16 protein-coding genes are annotated in these 15,379 nt (G+C 65.6%); 4 read left to right on the top strand and 12 right to left on the bottom strand.

Annotated features, from left to right (window positions below):
- Nucleotides 1-34: 34 nt before the first annotated feature.
- From ACXMDP_RS08795 to ACXMDP_RS08760, 8 genes are all read right to left on the bottom strand, one after another.
- Nucleotides 35-1,489, bottom strand: coding sequence for a DEAD/DEAH box helicase (locus ACXMDP_RS08795; RefSeq protein ID WP_259729410.1), 1,455 nt, complete (start codon nt 1,487-1,489; stop codon nt 35-37).
- 333 nt (nt 1,490-1,822) lie between these two features.
- Nucleotides 1,823-2,512, bottom strand: a complete 690-nt coding sequence (locus ACXMDP_RS08790) for a response regulator transcription factor (RefSeq protein ID WP_259729411.1) — start codon at nt 2,510-2,512, stop codon at nt 1,823-1,825.
- Complete coding sequence (locus ACXMDP_RS08785; RefSeq protein WP_259729685.1) at nt 2,497-3,918, bottom strand: sensor histidine kinase; 1,422 nt, start codon at nt 3,916-3,918, stop codon at nt 2,497-2,499. Before ACXMDP_RS08785 ends, ACXMDP_RS08790 begins: the two co-directional genes overlap by 16 nt.
- Nucleotides 3,903-4,583, bottom strand: coding sequence for a calcium-binding protein (locus ACXMDP_RS08780; RefSeq protein WP_399233103.1), 681 nt, complete (start codon nt 4,581-4,583; stop codon nt 3,903-3,905). The genes ACXMDP_RS08785 and ACXMDP_RS08780 overlap by 16 nt, the downstream gene beginning before the upstream one ends.
- 285 nt (nt 4,584-4,868) lie before the next feature.
- A complete protein-coding gene (locus ACXMDP_RS08775) occupies nt 4,869-5,102 on the bottom strand; it encodes a hypothetical protein (protein ID WP_259729413.1) in 234 nt (77 codons plus the stop codon).
- A 301-nt stretch (nt 5,103-5,403) separates the two neighbouring features.
- Nucleotides 5,404-6,816 carry an NAD(P)(+) transhydrogenase (Re/Si-specific) subunit beta gene (locus tag ACXMDP_RS08770; protein ID WP_259729414.1) on the bottom strand — a complete coding sequence of 471 codons (1,413 nt, stop codon included), beginning with the start codon at nt 6,814-6,816 and terminating at the stop codon, nt 5,404-5,406.
- Nucleotides 6,816-7,112: an NAD(P) transhydrogenase subunit alpha gene (locus ACXMDP_RS08765; RefSeq protein ID WP_094510703.1), complete on the bottom strand. Its 297-nt coding sequence runs from the start codon at nt 7,110-7,112 to the stop codon at nt 6,816-6,818. The genes ACXMDP_RS08770 and ACXMDP_RS08765 overlap by 1 nt, the downstream gene beginning before the upstream one ends.
- The gene (locus tag ACXMDP_RS08760) at nt 7,109-8,320 is read right to left on the bottom strand and encodes an NAD(P) transhydrogenase subunit alpha (protein WP_259729415.1); all 1,212 of its coding nucleotides are present in this window, start codon (nt 8,318-8,320) and stop codon (nt 7,109-7,111) included. The genes ACXMDP_RS08765 and ACXMDP_RS08760 overlap by 4 nt, the downstream gene beginning before the upstream one ends.
- 154 nt (nt 8,321-8,474) lie before the next feature.
- On the opposite strand from ACXMDP_RS08760, the gene ACXMDP_RS08755 reads away from it, so the two are divergent.
- Nucleotides 8,475-8,756, top strand: a complete 282-nt coding sequence (locus ACXMDP_RS08755) for a 2Fe-2S iron-sulfur cluster-binding protein (RefSeq protein WP_094510704.1) — start codon at nt 8,475-8,477, stop codon at nt 8,754-8,756.
- A gap of 28 nt (nt 8,757-8,784) precedes the next feature.
- On the opposite strand, the gene ACXMDP_RS08750 is transcribed toward ACXMDP_RS08755, so the two are convergent.
- From ACXMDP_RS08750 to ACXMDP_RS08740, 3 genes are all read right to left on the bottom strand, one after another.
- A complete protein-coding gene (locus tag ACXMDP_RS08750; protein WP_259729416.1) occupies nt 8,785-10,494 on the bottom strand; it encodes an NAD-dependent malic enzyme in 1,710 nt (569 codons plus the stop codon).
- Nucleotides 10,495-10,501: 7 nt separating this feature from the next.
- Complete coding sequence (locus ACXMDP_RS08745) at nt 10,502-10,738, bottom strand: hypothetical protein (protein ID WP_094510706.1); 237 nt, start codon at nt 10,736-10,738, stop codon at nt 10,502-10,504.
- Nucleotides 10,739-10,838: 100 nt separating this feature from the next.
- Nucleotides 10,839-11,390: a hypothetical protein gene (locus ACXMDP_RS08740; protein WP_259729417.1), complete on the bottom strand. Its 552-nt coding sequence runs from the start codon at nt 11,388-11,390 to the stop codon at nt 10,839-10,841.
- Nucleotides 11,391-11,543: 153 nt separating this feature from the next.
- Here ACXMDP_RS08740 and ACXMDP_RS08735 point away from each other — a divergent pair, with 153 nt between their 5' ends.
- Entirely contained in the window at nt 11,544-11,705 is a 162-nt protein-coding gene (locus tag ACXMDP_RS08735; protein ID WP_255099385.1) for a hypothetical protein, read from the top strand.
- Nucleotides 11,706-11,856: 151 nt separating this feature from the next.
- Nucleotides 11,857-12,813: a polyphosphate kinase 2 gene (ppk2, locus tag ACXMDP_RS08730; protein ID WP_259729418.1), complete on the top strand. Its 957-nt coding sequence runs from the start codon at nt 11,857-11,859 to the stop codon at nt 12,811-12,813.
- A gap of 13 nt (nt 12,814-12,826) precedes the next feature.
- On the opposite strand, the gene ACXMDP_RS08725 is transcribed toward ppk2, so the two are convergent.
- Nucleotides 12,827-14,227 carry a glycoside hydrolase family 10 protein gene (locus tag ACXMDP_RS08725; RefSeq protein WP_457766724.1) on the bottom strand — a complete coding sequence of 467 codons (1,401 nt, stop codon included), beginning with the start codon at nt 14,225-14,227 and terminating at the stop codon, nt 12,827-12,829.
- A gap of 99 nt (nt 14,228-14,326) precedes the next feature.
- Here ACXMDP_RS08725 and ACXMDP_RS08720 point away from each other — a divergent pair, with 99 nt between their 5' ends.
- Nucleotides 14,327-15,340 (top strand): NAD(P)-dependent alcohol dehydrogenase, encoded by a 1,014-nt coding sequence (locus ACXMDP_RS08720; RefSeq protein WP_259729420.1) that lies wholly within the window; start codon nt 14,327-14,329, stop codon nt 15,338-15,340.
- The last annotated feature ends 39 nt before the right edge of the window (nt 15,341-15,379 follow it).

The raw sequence follows: 15,379 nt of genomic DNA, 5'->3' as shown, positions 1-15,379 counted from the left end.
GCCGGTTGATTGGGCTGCAGGCTTGTGCGGAGGGTCAGGGGCGACGGGTACGAGCCCGCGCCGGGGCGGCGGCAGATCCGGAGCCCGGCGCCGGCCGGCGGGAGCGGGTGGGGGGACGATCAGGCCGGCCACCGCCACCTCCGCCGGAGCGGCGTCCACCCTTGCCCCGCCCACCGCTGAGATCCAGCGGTGGGGCCGAGAGGATGGTGGGCTCAAACCCGGCGATCTCGAGCCGCGGCAGTGGGTTGCCGATCATCCGCTCGATCGCCCGCAGCAGCTCATGCTCCTCGGCGGCCACCAGGGAGATGGCATGGCCACTCTGGCCGGCACGGCCCGTGCGGCCGATGCGGTGCACGTAGTCCTCGGCCACGTTGGGCAGATCGAGGTTCACCACATGGGGCAACTGCTCGATGTCGAGGCCGCGGGCAGCCAGATCGGTGGCCACCAGCACACGCAGCTCGCCGCTCTTGAAGGTGGCCAGCGCCCGGGTGCGAGCGCCCTGACTCTTGTTGCCATGGATGGCCATGGCCGTTAGGCCCTCCTGGTTGAGGCGATCGGCCAGGCGGTTCGCCCCGTGCTTGGTGCGCGAGAACACCAGCACCTGCCGCCAATCGCCCTGGCGCACCAGATGGGTGAGCAGATCAGCCTTGCGGGCCATGTCGCAGGGATGCATCACCTGCTCCACCAGCGGAGCGGCCCTGTTCTCGGGCGTGGCCTGCAGCTGCACCGGGTTGTGCAGCAACCCCTGAGCCAATTTGCGGATCGAGGGGTTGAAGGTGGCGGAGAACAGCAGGTTCTGCCGCTTCGGCGGCAGCAAAGCCAGGATCTTCTGGATGTCGCGGATGAAGCCCATGTCGAGCATGCGATCGGCTTCATCAAGCACGAGGATTTCGAGCCGGTCGAAGCGGATGGCGTTCTGCTGATAGAGGTCCATCAGCCGCCCCGGAGTGGCCACCAGCACGTCGGCGCCACGGCGCAGGCGCTGCATCTGCGGGGTGATCTTCACCCCGCCGAACACCACATCGCTGCGCAGATCGAGATAGCGCCCATAGGCCTGCACGCTTTCCGCCACCTGGGCCGCCAGCTCGCGCGTGGGCGTGAGCACCAGGGAGCGCACTTGGTTGTTGCGGGCGTGGGGGCCGTGCTGAAGCCGCTCCAGCATCGGCAGGGTGAAGCCGGCGGTTTTGCCGGTGCCTGTCTGGGCAGCCGCCATCACATCGTGGCCAGCGAGCACCGCTGGAATTGACTGCAGCTGGATCGGCGACGGCACCGTGTAGCCCTTGGCCGCGATCGCCTTGAGCAGCGGCTCCGAGAGACCAAGCGAATCAAAGGAGACGCCGGCATCAGGAAGGTCCGTCAGCACAGGCCGCTGCTGCGGTGCCTGCTCCTCTGCCTGAAGGCGACGGATGGGTGGCGTGCGGCGACCGCCGCTGGGTTGCTCCTGTCCCGGAGCTGGGTGGGTCAGAAGGGTGATCGGAGCGGCTCGCATGGTGCCCCAAGCCTAGAGGGAGCCACCAAGCACGCCCGAGGGTGGAGAGGCCTTGGGGTTGAGGGCCTCAGAGCGGCTGGTGGCATCGGAACCGTTGCGCCAGATGAGGAGAGAGACAATGACGCCATGACGGCGTGCGGCAGGGACAAGCGAACGCAGGAGGATGACCTACTGCAAAATCGCCGCGGCGCCCAGTTGTGCCGGCTGACAAACGGATGGGAGGCGCACAGCGTCGGGATGCCATACAACAATGGTCAGCTCAGCTGCAGGCAGAAACAATCTGGTGGCCAACCACATCGAGCAGCCAAGTCCTGAGCCAAGGCATGGGTGATCTCAGCGGCTTGAAAGGCGGTAGCCGATCCCACGGATCGTTTCGATGCGGCGGGAATCGATTTTGCGACGGAGATAACCGATGTAGACATCCACAATGTTGGACTGGGGATCGTGGCCATAGCCCCAGACATGGTCGAGAATCTGCTCGCGGCTGTGGATGGCCAGCGGGTTGCTGAGGAACAACTCCAACAAACGGAACTCACGATCCGTGAGGTCGATAGGGTCGGGAAAACTCTCAAGGAACACCTGGCGTGCCCGCAGGTTCATGGTGATGCCGCAGTGCTGAAGCTCAAGCGTCTGCGCATTCGGAGCCTGAGCCAGGCGGGCAGCGGACGTGCGCAGACGGGCACGGATGCGCGCCAGCAGTTCATCAAAGCGAAAGGGTTTGGTGATGTAATCATCAGCGCCAGCATCCAGGCTGGCCACCTTGGTGCTGAGATCATCGCGGGCGGTGAGAACAATCACCGGGGTTTCAATGCCCTGACCCCGCATCTCCTCGAGAACATTGGTGCCATCAAGGCCCTGGAGGCCGAGATCCAGCAATAACAGATCGATGGGGGAGGCAGAAAGGATGTCGACCACGCCATCACCGGATGGCGTGTGCACCACGTCGTAGCCCTGAGCCCGCAGCCCCTTTTCAATGAAGCGAGAGATGCGTGGCTCGTCTTCAGCGATCAGGATGCAGGCCATGGCTCAGGGGAAAAGTCGCGCAGCAGCACAGGTTGCCGTGCGGGAAAGATCAATGTGAAGGTCGTGCCGCGGTTTGGCTGGCTGAGGAGTTCAATCCGGCCATGGTGGGCGTTCACGATAGCCCTGACGATCGACAGACCAAGGCCCGAATGATGCTCAGCTTGGGTGCGGCTTCTGCCCTTGAAGAAGCGTTTGAACACCTGCGGCTGGATGCGCTCAGGGATTCCCTCACCGCTGTCTGAGACCCAGAGGCGGATGGAGCCATCGGCAGCGAGGGAGGAGCCGAGCTCAATGCGATCAGATTCACTGGTGTGCTGGCTGGCATTGAGTGCAAGGTTCATCATGCACTGGGTGAGGCGTTGTTCATCGGCCTCCATCATTGTCTGGGCCGTGCATGCCAACGACCAGCGGCGCGGGGCGAGAATCCTGGCCTTCTGGTAGATGTCCTGGGTGAAGCGATGCACATCAAGGTCACTGAGCACCAGGAATTCAGGGCGTTGGGATTGGGCCAGCAGTGAAAGCTCAGCAACCAGCCTGGCGATCCTGTCGACTTCATCCAGCACGAGGCGCACCGTTTCACGGCGAGCTTCCTCATCATCGTCCTGAAGAAGCAGTTCGATATTGCGCCTGATCACTGTGATTGGTGTGCGCAATTCATGCCCAGCATCTTGGATGAATTCCTTCTGGGAAATGATCAAGGCTTCCAGGCGGTCCATCATGGCGTTGAAGCTGAGGGTGATGTCCCCCAGTTCGCCTCTGCCGGTCACGGGTAAACGCTGCTTGAGATTCGTGGCCGTGATCGAACGCGTGGTGCTGGCGAGTAGCTGGAGGGGTGCCAGCACCGCCTTGGAAAGAATCCAGAGAAACAACAGCGACGTGATCAGAATGCCAACAACAATCTGAATCAAGATGGAGGTGAAATCGCCAACCTCAGCAAGTTCGCCGGCAGTGGTACGTGCCGCCACGAACACAGCTTGCACCCGGCCATCCACTTCAACAGGAACGGCCGAATACAGGATGGTTCCCACCTCAGGATCAGCTTCATCCACCTTGCCTGAAGCAAGCTTTGTGGTGGCTTCCCACTGCCGCATCAAGACAGATCCCGGCCGCATGGGATGAGGCAGAGCCACTGGGCTCGAGCGCTGAAACTCTCCATTGATGATCAGGATGAAGAAGGTGTCGTCTTCAGGAAGGATCTTCGTGAGAAAACTCTTCATATGCCCGGCAAGCTCAGGGCTGGAAGGAGCCGCTTCGGCGGTAAGCAATGGCCGCATGTAGTGCTCGAAGTCTTGAATGCTCTCGCCCAGGCTGGTTTGCTCACGCTGGTGCAGCTCAAGCAGCAGCAGATGCTTACTGAGTGGCACCGTCAGACCAATCAGCACAGACAGCATCACGGCATAGAACACCAACAGCCGCGTGCGAACCTCACCAATGAACCCCGCTTACGGCATGTGACCTTCCAACGTGTACGGAATTGAGCAGTAAAGGTAAGGCACCACCGCTGCTGGAAGCGATGCTTTCGCACTGGCGTTGAGCCTGGACTGACGCTGGCACAAACAGCTGAAACAGCCCCGTTCAGAGCACTGATCAGGGCGTGAGCAATGAATGCAGGAAGAAACCCGCCAGGCCAACAGCCTGACGGGCGACAATCACAATCGATGAGGTCAGATGAAATCGAATGTCGGCACGTAATCGAACTTGAAGTCGTGTCCGGGATCAAAGCCGCCGAAGTACCCCTGCAGAAGCATGCTTCCAGAGGAGCCAGCAAACGAGAGCTGGGTGCCCTAGGACGTGGTGCTGATACCGTATCGCCAGCGCCGAAGATGAACACATCACCGCCTGCGCCACCCGTGAGCCTGTCACTTTGCAGGCCGCCGTCGATCAGGTCATCGCCGGCACCACCAACCTGCTGGTCGGCACCGCCGCCGCCCCAGAGCAGATCAATGCCGGCATCGCCGTTGAGGCGATCGGCACCGGCGCCACCATCGATGATGTCGTTGCCATCACCACCGAAAACGATGTCGTTTCCGCCAAGGGAACGGATCGCATCATTGCCATTCAGGCCTTTCATGGTGTCGCCGGCAGCGGTGCCCGTGAGCACGTCATCGCCGGCTGTTCCGGTGAGTTGTGGCAATGGCGGCGTGACCGAACCAGTGGTGGGGAGATAGCCACCCGTGTTGTTGAAGGGAACGAGGCTGGCTGCTGTGAGCGGCTGATCAGCCACCAGAATTTTCTCAAGCTGCAAGCCGGCATAGGCGCCACCCACACCAACAGCAGGCGATTCGGAAATATAGAAAAAGTCGGCACCGTTCTTCGATTGATCTGGATCCACATCCAATGCATTCGCACTTGAGACTCAAAAGGTGGTCACCTGTCCAGCGGCGGTGGTGACAGTCAGACCGATGACGGCACCAGCGCCACCGATCAGAGCGCCGGTCTGGGCGTTTAAGCTGGCGGGAGCAAAGGTGATCCGCACCGTATCGGTGGCACTGAACCAGACACGCCCGACTTCGACGCTGGTTGTGGAAGCATTGGAGTCAAATTGCAGGGCTTCGCCGAGACGATCACCACTAACAGTGAGAGTTGTCATGTCGAGTTCTCAAGTACGAGGAACACTCAACAAAGTTATCGGCTCATTTTCCCGATGACCGAACAATGAGAACCTTCTCATGTTGCCTTCATCGTTATGACAATGTCTGTCAGACGCTACTCAAATACAACTGAATGCAAGAAAACGGCGGCGTGATTTCCTGCATTCTTGGTTGGGGCCGAACGAACAGTGAGCCAGACAGCTCGGCAGAACGATTTTTCCCCGCAAAGGAAGAATCGCAATCAGAGCCATCTGGCATCTCGAGTTGTTGGTCCGGTGGCAGGAAGCGAGCTCTTGCTCCTCAGCGCCCCGCCCCAGCCCCCGCCGGCACCTTGCCGACGCCTAGGGCGCGCAGTTCCTGCAGCAGGGTCTGCAGCACCTGTTTGGCGTCGCCGAACACCATCGAAGTCTGGGGGAGTTCGAACAGGTCGTTGCGGATGCCGGCGTAGCCGGAGCCCAGGCTGCGCTTCACCACGAACACCGAACGGGCCTGATCCACCTCCAGCACGGGCATGCCGTAAAGCGGACTGCCGGGGTCACTCTTGGCGCGAGGGTTCACCACGTCGTTGGCGCCCAGCACGATCACCACATCGGTGCGGGGAAACTCCGGGTTGATCGCGTCCATCTCGATCAGCTGGTCGTAGGGCACATCGGCCTCGGCCAGCAGCACATTCATGTGGCCCGGCATGCGGCCGGCCACCGGGTGGATCGCATAACTCACCGCAATGCCCTGCTGCTCCAGCAGCTTGGCCAGCTCCTTGAGGCTGTGCTGCGCCTGGGCCACCGCCAGGCCGTAGCCCGGCACGAACACCACCCGCTCGGCAGCTTCCAGCGTGAGCGCGCATTCCTCGGCGCTGCAGGAGGTGACGTTCTTGTACCCCTCATCCTTGGCGCCATCGGCGCCGGCCGCCGGCGCTGCCCCCATGGCACCGCCGAACAGCACCGAGGTGAGCGAGCGGTTCATCGCCGTGCACATCACCTGGGTGAGGATCAGGCCCGCCGCTCCCACCATGGCGCCCGCCACGATCAGCAGCTCGCTGCCCACCACGAAGCCGGCTGCTGCTGCGGCCACACCGGAATAGGAGTTGAGCAGCGAGATCACCACCGGCATGTCGGCGCCGCCTACCGGCAGGGTGAGGCCCACGCCCAGCAGCAGCGACAGCACGGTGAGCGGGATCAGCGCCACCGCCATGCCTTTGAGTACCAGGCCGCAGCACACCAGCGAGGCCACCGCCAGGGTGATGTTGATCGCGTGGCGCTGGGGTTTCTGGGTCCAGCCGGGGGTGCCCAGCCATTCCTGCAGCTTGCCCATCGCCACCAGCGAGCCGCTGAAGGTGATGGCGCCCACCAGCACCGACGCCAGCACCGACACCTGACCCAGCAGGTCGAGCGGCGTGGGCAGTTGGGCGGCGCCGATCGCCACCAGCAACGACGACAGGCCGCCGCAGCCGTTGAACAGCGCCACGGTTTCCGGCATGGCGGTCATCGCCACCTTGAAGGCGAGCAGGGCGCCGAGGCCGCCGCCCACCCCCAGACCCAGCAGCATCCACGGCCAGCCGGCGAACCCCTGTTGCAGCAACAGACCGGCCACCGCCAGCAGCAGGGCCAGGGCCGCCAGACCATTGGCCGCACGTGCTGTGCGGATCTTGGCCAGGCCCTTGAGGCCGAGGGCCAGCAGCAGCACAGCCCCGAGTTCGAGCGTCAGTTCTCCCATCAGTTCGCTCCCTTACGTTTGAACATGGCCAGCATCCGGTCGGTGACGAGGAAGCCCCCGACCACGTTGAACAGGGCAAAGCCCAGCGCGGTGGCGCCCAGCAGGCGCAGCGCTGGTGTGGGCGCTTCGGCGATCAGCACCAGGGCCGCCAGCAGGGTGATGCCGCTGATGGCGTTGGCGCCGGACATCAACGGGGTGTGCAGGGTGGGGGGCACCTTGCCGATCAGTTCCAGCCCGAGCAGGCTGCCGAGCACCAGCACCCAGAGCGCTTCGGTGCCGCTGAGAACGCCGCTCATGCCGTCACCTCCACCAGCGCGGGCCAGAGGTCGGGGCGGCGGCAGGCGCCGGCATGGGTGATCAGGCAGGGGTCCAACAGTGGGTCCTCCGGGGAAATGGTGAGCAGGTCGTCGACGAGCAGCTGCTCCAGCAGCGCTGACACATTGCGCGCATACAGAGCACTGGCGTGCTGCGGCACCGAAGCCGGCAACTGGCCGGCGCCGATCACCCGCACCCCGCCGATTTCGACGGTGGTGTCGGCCTGGCTGCCGGCCACATTGCCGCCCTGACCCACCGCCAGATCCACCACCACCGATCCGGGCCGCATCACGGCCAGCATCTGTTCGGTGATCAGCAGCGGTGCCGGCCGACCCGGCACCAGCGCCGTGGTGATCACGGCATCGGCTTCGGCCAGGTGCACGGCCAGCTGCTGGCGCTGCGCTTCAAGGAAGGCCAGGCCGGCCTCGCGGGCATAGCCGCCGGCCTCGCCGGGGGCATCGCGTTCAGGCGGATCGATGAAGCGGGCACCGAGCGATTCCACCTGCTCCTTGGCGGCCGGCCGCACATCGCTCACCTTCACCACGGCGCCGAGGCGGCGAGCCGTGGCCACCGCCTGCAGACCGGCCACGCCGGCGCCGAGCACCACCACCTTGGCCGGCTGCACCGTGCCGGCCGCGGTCATCAGCATCGGGAAGAAACGATCAAGCTCGGCCGCTGCCAGCAGCACCGCCTTGTAGCCGGCGATGTTGGCCTGCGAGGAGAGGGCATCCATCGTCTGGGCGCGGCTGATGCGGGGCAGCAGCTCCAGCGCCAGTGCCGACACGCCCTGGTGGGAGAGGCGCTCGATCAGGGGGCGGTTCTGATAGGGCTCCAGCAGGCCCATCAGCAGGCTGCCGGAGCGCAGACGCTCCACATGGCCGGGGCCGCCCTCGGCTTCCAGCCGCGGTGGCGCCACGGTGAGCACCACATCGGCGCGCTCCCAGCCTTCAGCGGCTCCGGCGGGCAGGACGTCCGCGCCGCTGGCCGCAAAGCTGTCGTCGCCGTAGCCCGCCTGCTGGCCGGCGCCACTCTCAATCGCCACCGCACAGCCCTTGTCGGCAAGGCGGCGGGCCGTTTCCGGCGTCGCAGCCACCCGTCGTTCGCTGGGGCTCCGCTCCGCCGGGATCCAAACCCTGATCACGCTCCACTCCCTCCACACGGGTTTCCATGTAAAGAGCAGGAGGCCCATCAGGTGCCAGCCGGGCCCGGCCGTGTGTTCATGCCACCACATGCGTTCATGCCGCTGCCGGCAAGCGCGCGCACCACGGCAATCCGTAGCCGCCCGCACATCAGCGCCGCGATCGGCTCCCTAAATCCAGTGGGTCATCCACGTCGACCTCACCATGGCCACCTACGCGATCACGATCGAGGGCGGCAAGACCTTCGACTGCCCCGACGATCAGTACATCCTTGATGCCGCCGAAGAGCAGGGCATCGACCTGCCGTACTCCTGCCGTGCCGGTGCCTGCAGCACCTGTGCCGGCAAGATCCTGGCCGGCAGCGTGGATCAATCCGATCAGAGCTTCCTCGACGACGACCAGATCGCCCAGGGTTTCGCCCTGCTCTGCGTCAGCTACCCGATGAGCGACTGCACCGTGCTGCCGGGCGTGGAAGACGAGCTCTGAACCCGGAGCTGCGCGCGGCTCGTTTCGCTCAGGCCCCCACCACCGCGCGGTAGGTGGGGTGCCAGCGGGCCTTCTCCAGGCAGGCAAGCGCTTGCTCGGCAGTGCTGGCGAAGCGGGCCACGCCGGCTTGCACCGCCGCCAGGGCCACCGCTTCCGCCACTGCTGTTGAAACCACCGCCACCTCGGTGAGATCCGGCATCAGCGGCGCCTCGGGATCGCTCCAGGCAGGAATGCGCCGCGCCAGTGCCTCCAGGCCCGCATCGATCATCGCCTCGCTCACTTCGGTGGCCCCCACCGCCACGCTGGCGAAACCCAGGCCGGGGAAGAGGAAGCAGTTGTTGCACTGACCGATGCGGCGCAGCCGCCCCCCCACCTCCACCGGCGCAAACGGACTGCCGGTGGCTACCAGAGCGCGGCCCTCACTCCAGCGCAGCAGATCGGCGGGTTGGGCCTCTGCCAGCCGGGTGGGATTCGACAGCGGCAGGATGATCGGCCGGGCCACCGCGGCGGCCATGCGTTCCACCACCTGCTGAGTGAAGGCCCCCGCCACCGTGGAGGTGCCGATCAGCACGGTGGGGCAGACGCGCTCCACCACTTCCAGCAGGCCGATCGTGCCGGCGGCGTCGCGGCGGAAGGCCTCCAGCTCCGCCAGCGGGCGTGCCAAGCCTCTGGCCATCTCCGGGATCTGCTCCGGCAGCTGGCCCGTGTGCACCAGCCCGTGGCGATCGATCAACCACAGACGTTGGCGCGCCTCTGTGGCGGAAAGGCCGCTGCGCTGCAGCAGCCGCACCAGGCCGTCGGCGATGCCGCACCCCGCTGTGCCGGCGCCAAACACCACGATGCGATGCTCGGCAAGCGGCACTCCGGCCCCCTGGGAAGCCGCCCTCACCACAGCGCAGGCCACGCCTCGGGTGCCCTGGATGTCGTCGTTGAAGCTGGGCAGCTGCTGCCGGTAACGGGCCAGGTTGCGGTGGGCATTGCCCACGCCGAAATCCTCCCAGTGCAGCAAGGCCCCCGGAAACACCTCGGTGACGGCCTGCACGAAGCGGGCGATCAGGGCGTCGTAGGCGGCACCGGACAGGCGTGGCTGGTGGCTGCCGGGATAGAGGGGATCGTCGAGCAGCTCGGGCCGGTCGGTGCCCACATCGAGCACCACCGGCAACGCCCGGTGCGGATCCAGCCCGGCGCAGAGGGTGTACACCGCCAGCTTGCCCTGGCAGATCTCGATGCCGCCCACCCCCTGGTCGCCGATGCCGAGGATGCCCTGCGCATCAGTGACGAGGATCAGATCGATCGGCCCGCTGGCCGCCTGCCGCAGCACCGCCGCGAAGCGGTCCTGATCGGCCGCCGCCAGAAACACACCGCCGGCGGGGCTGCGGTAATCGAGGCTGAAGCGCTGGATCGCCGTTCCCACCGTGGGGGTGTACACGATCGGCAGCACCGCTTCGACGTGATCGGCCAGGAAGCGGTGGAACAGGATGCTGTTGGTCTGGCGCAGGCCGTGGGCGAAGCGGAACTTCTCCATGTCGCTGGCCAGGCTGCAGAAGGCCTTCCACACCCGGGCCACCTGGATGTCGAGCGACTCCACGGCATGGGGCAGCAGCCCCTCCAGGCCCAGCTGGAGCCGCTCCGCCCGGCTGAAGGCCGTGCCCTTGTTGAACTGCGGGTCGGCGAGCAGCTGGCGCCCGCGCAGGCTGGTGGCCAGGGGCGCAGGGGTGGGCAAGGACGAAGCGCTCAACGGCCCATCAGCAGCCGGGATGCCGGAGCGTACGCCAGTCGCCACAGCCGGTGCTGACCTCCAGGCCGATCCCGACCGGACCACCGGCAAGGCCGCCCCGCTGCTCCTGCCACCAGCCACAGGCCGCCTCCCAGGCCGCCTCCATCGAGTCGTAGGCCTCATCGAGCACGGGGTGAGGCTGTCCCTGGGGATCGACGAGCCGGTAGATCCGCTGGACAGGTGCTCCGGGCAGGACAGGAACCATCACAACAGGGTTCAGTGTGCAGGATCCTGCGCGGGATCGGGGACGCTGGCTGTGCCCATGCGAACCCTCCGGGCGGGGTGTGGCGCAGCCTGAGGCCGGCTCAGGCCTGTCGCCGGGCATTGGCGCGCTGCCAGAGAGCCAGGCCGCCGCCCTTGCCCCGTGCCGCCAGCCACGACCCCTCGGGATCCGCCGCGATCAGGGCAAAGAACGGCAGGCCCGCCACCGGCAGGCTGCTGAAGGGAGCGGCGGCGGGCAGCGGGCGATCCACCAGTGTGCGTTCGCCCAGCCGCAGCTGCAGGTGCAGGAAGCGGAACAGCAGCAGGGGGCGCCGGCCCTGCAGCCGGGCCTCGCCGCAGAACCGCAGCTCCAGCATCCCCAGCCGCACGCTGTTGATGATCTCCAGAGGGTCCGCCTCAGAGGCGGCAGACGCAGCTGCATCGGTTGACTCTGCTGGGGCGCTCAGGCTGAGCGAGGCGCCAAGCCCGCGCAGCAGGGTGCTGGACAGGTCTGCAGGGGTGGAGCGGCCCCGCGGCCAGGTGCGCTGCAGGATCCACGTGCCGCGAAGCGCCGCCCGGCTCAGGCCGCTGCCATTGCGGCGGCTCGCGCACTCCAGCGCCAGCAGTTGCGGACCATCGGGCAGGGAATCGGACATCGGCGGGGGGTGAGGTGGAACAACGGATGGTGGGTGGGGATGGCCGTTCGTGAAGCCGGGTATGGATCGCTGGACGGGGACTGGCACCGTTTTTAGGGTTGATGTGGAGGGTGCCTCACCGGCCCCCCCCACCGCCAACCCGCGAGGATTTCCATGCGCACCCATGACCTCGAGAACCATGACAACCTCTACGCCGATGAGGTGGCCATGCAGGCGGGCGAAACCCGCGCCGATGCGCTCAACCATGCCCTGCTGGCCACCGGCGCGATCCTGCTGATGGTGGCCGCCCTGGGAGTGGTGTTGATCATCAGCTGAGCCAAACTCACCGCTCAGCAGGCAGGGCTGAGGGATGCTGCTGCTGTGCTGGGTGGTGGTAGGCGTTCAACCGGGGTGACTCGGTAGTGAATGCTGCACTGATTGCACCTGCGCATCGACTAAACACAAATGATGCAGCCGAGGTGAGCCGATGTCCAAGGACAAACTGAAAGAAGAGAAAGTCAAGAAGGGCAAGAAACACAAATCCGGCAAGAATGGCCACAAGAAGAGCCCCGGCAAAGCGCTCTCCTACCCACTCGGCTCAGGCGATGCCTACAGCCCCTCGCCGATCCTTGACGACTTCTCCGATCAAGTTGAAGGCCGGTTTACCAAACTCGACAAGAAGCTCTACGAGAAAGAGCTTGCTCGCCTGCAGGTGGAGCTGGTGAAGATGCAGTATTGGATCAAGCATGTGGGCTACAGGCTTGTGCTGCTCTTTGAAGGCCGTGATGCGGCCGGCAAGGGTGGAACGATCAAGCGCATCACCGAGCCGCTTAACCCACGCGGTTGCAATGTGGTAGCCCTAGGCACCCCTTCCGACCAGCAGAAATCGCAGTGGTATTTTCAGCGCTATGTGGAGAACTTCCCCTCCTCTGGTGAGATCGTGCTATTCGATCGCAGCTGGTACAACCGGGCCGGCGTGGAAAAGGTGATGGGCTTCTGCACGCCTGAGCAGGTGGATGAATTCATGCTCTCCTGCCCGGAATTCGAGCGGATGCTGGTGCGCAGCGGCATCATCCTGATCAAATACTGGTTCTCCGTGAGCGATGAAGAACAGGAGGCCCGTTTCCTCTCCCGGCTGGAAGATCCTGCACGGCGCTGGAAGCTGAGTCCGATGGATCTGGAGTCGCGCGATCGCTGGGTGGAGTTCTCCAAGGCGAAAGACGAGATGTTCGCCCACACCAACATTCCTGAAGCCCCCTGGTTCACGGTGGAGGCCAACGACAAACGCCGTGCCCGCCTCAACTGCATCCGGCACTTGCTCAGCAAGGTTCCCTACGAAGACATGACACCGGCCCCGTTTGAATTGCCGCCCCGCAAGAGCGGCAGCGATTACCAGCGTCCGCCGATGAACGAGCAATTCTTTGTGCCCAATGCTTATCCCTAAGCACGGGTGAGGCTCAGATCATGGTGCGGGGAGCCGGGGATGGGAACAACTGCTGAAAGGCCAGCTTGCGCTCGCTGAGCGGCTCCATGGCCCGGTTCCAGAGAGTTTCGAAGTAGAAGAAGGCCACCCCGAGCTGGCGTTCCCGCACCGCATTCACCTGGGCCTGAATCAGCTCCATCGGGACCAGGCGCTGGCGCTGACCCGTCATGATCGCCACCGCTGTGGGAATCCTGGTGCGCGATTCCAGCAGGGCCGCTTCGGCCAGCAGGGGCAGGAAGGAATCAAGATCCGGGCGATAGAGCTGCACGATCAGCTCATCCACCAGGCCACGCCGGATCCAACCGAGCCAATCCTGGAGCTGCAATTTGTAGGCGAAGTCGTAGTAGTTCGGCGACACAGACACCACCGCTGAGGGCTTGGCCGCATGCACAGTGTCATGCACTCGTTGCATGAAGTCACTGATCTTGTCAGCGCGCCACTTCAACCAGGCCGGATCGCGCGGGTTGGTAGGAGGAGCCTTCCTGGTTTCCTTCCGATACAACGCCGTGGTGACGTCGTCATAGCCAAAATCACTCGGCAGGCTCATGTGATCGTCGAACTGGATGCCGTCGCCGTCGTATTGGCTGATGATTTCCTGCACCAGTTCCAGGATGAACGCCTGCACGTCAGGATGCAGCGGGTTCAGCCACACCACCTCGCCAGCGGCGCTGATCGAGGTCAGGCCGCCGTCCTGTTTGCGGGTGAGCCATTGCGGATGCAGGCGGGCCAGCTCGGAGCCGGGCGGGGCCATGAAGCCGAATTCGAACCAGGGGATCACCAGCAGGCCTTTGGCATGGCCCGCCTGGATCAGCTCGGCGAGAACGTCCTGCCCCTGCAGGCCGCGGAACGTGAACGACTGAATGCCGCGGCGCTGGGTGGACGCACTGGCGTAATAGGCGATGCCGCTGTTCCACACCACCGGATAGATGGTGTTGAAGTTCAGCCGTGCCAGCTGCTCCACTGCCAGCTGCATCCGGTCGTGGTCGCGCAGCACCGGCATGTCGTTGCCGGTCATCCAGACGCCGCGGATCTCGGCGCGGTTGAGGCTGAGCGGCTGCGTGTGCGCCACGGGAACCGAGGAAGTCGCCGGAGCCGCCAGAGTCCCCGGAGTCGCAGAGGCCGGCGGTGGCGACGGCGGCGCACTGGGCCCGAAGCTGCGGGCAGGCGGCGGCGGCGGTGGCGGAAACGACCCCATGGCGAATCCCGGCAGCACCGTGGCAGCGACGGCCACGAGCACGAGAACCAGGCGCCGCAGCCAGCGGTGTCTGAAGAAGGGCATCGGTGGGGGGCTGGGCACGGGCTGAGGGAGCGGATCGGCGATCCCGGCCTCCTGATCGGGAGCGCGAATTGTGCCGCCTTGTTGCGGCACTGTCATGGCCGACACAAACGCAAACGCGCCCGGATTCTCCGGCCGATCACGACATGCTGGCGCCGACCGCCCTGACACCCTGCCGGCAACGGCTGCCGTGACACCATGCCGGCACCGTCGTGGCCCGAGCCCGTGCCTCCAGACACCATGCGGGCGATCGTGCAGCGCCGCTACGGCCCGCCTGAGGTGCTGCGCCTGGAGCAGGTGCCCAGGCCCGTTCCGGCCGACGATCAGGTGCTGGTGCGGGTCCGGGCCAGCGCCGTGCATGCCGGCGACTGGCATCTGATGCGGGGTGACCCCTTCATCAGCCGACTGATCTATGGCGGGCTGCGCACGCCCTCGATCCCCACCATCGGCACCGACATCGCCGGTGAAGTGGCGGCGGTGGGCGCTGCAGTGACGGGGCTGCAGGTGGGGGAGGCGGTGTTCGGCGATCTGTCGGAGGCGGGCTTCGGTGGCTTTGCGGACTACGTCTGCGCCCCCGCCACGGCCCTGGCGCCCATGCCCGCCGGCAGCAGCTTCGCGGAAGCGGCGGTGCTGCCGGTGTCGGCGCTCACCGCCCTGCAGGCGCTGCGGGACGCGGGCCAGCTGAAGCCGGGACAGCGCGTGCTGATCCATGGCGCCTCCGGGGGCGTGGGGTCCTATGCCGTGCAGATCGCCAAGGCCTACGGCGCCGAAGTGACCGGCCTCTGCCGGGCGCAGAACCAGGCGATGGTGCTGGCCCTGGGCGCCGACCACGTGAGCGATCTCGGGCCCGCCGATCTGCGCCGCCAGACCCAGCGTTTCGATCTGATCGTGGACATGGCGGCCTTTCTGCCGATCCGCTCCTGGCTGCCCCTGCTCACTCCCGCCGGCACCTACGTGCTGGTGGGGGGCGACTTCAGCCGGCTGCTGCGTGCCCTGCTGCTCGGCCCCCTGTTCTCCAGGCTGCGCCGCCGCCAGGTGGTGGCGGTGATGCAGCAGCCGAAGCGGGCGGATCTGCTGGTGCTGAAGGAGCTGGTGGAAGCCGGGCAGCTCAGGCCCTGGATCGATGGGCGCTACCCGCTCGACAGGCTGCCGGACGCCGTGCGCCGCCTCGAAGCCCGGCAGGTGAAGGGGAAGCTGGCGATCGAGATCTGACGGGCACCCCAAGGCGGCGCCCACCGGGCTGAACAGCAG

Source organism: Cyanobium sp. ULC065 (assembly GCF_977927515.1).
This window is presented reverse-complemented; position numbering and strand designations above follow the sequence as displayed.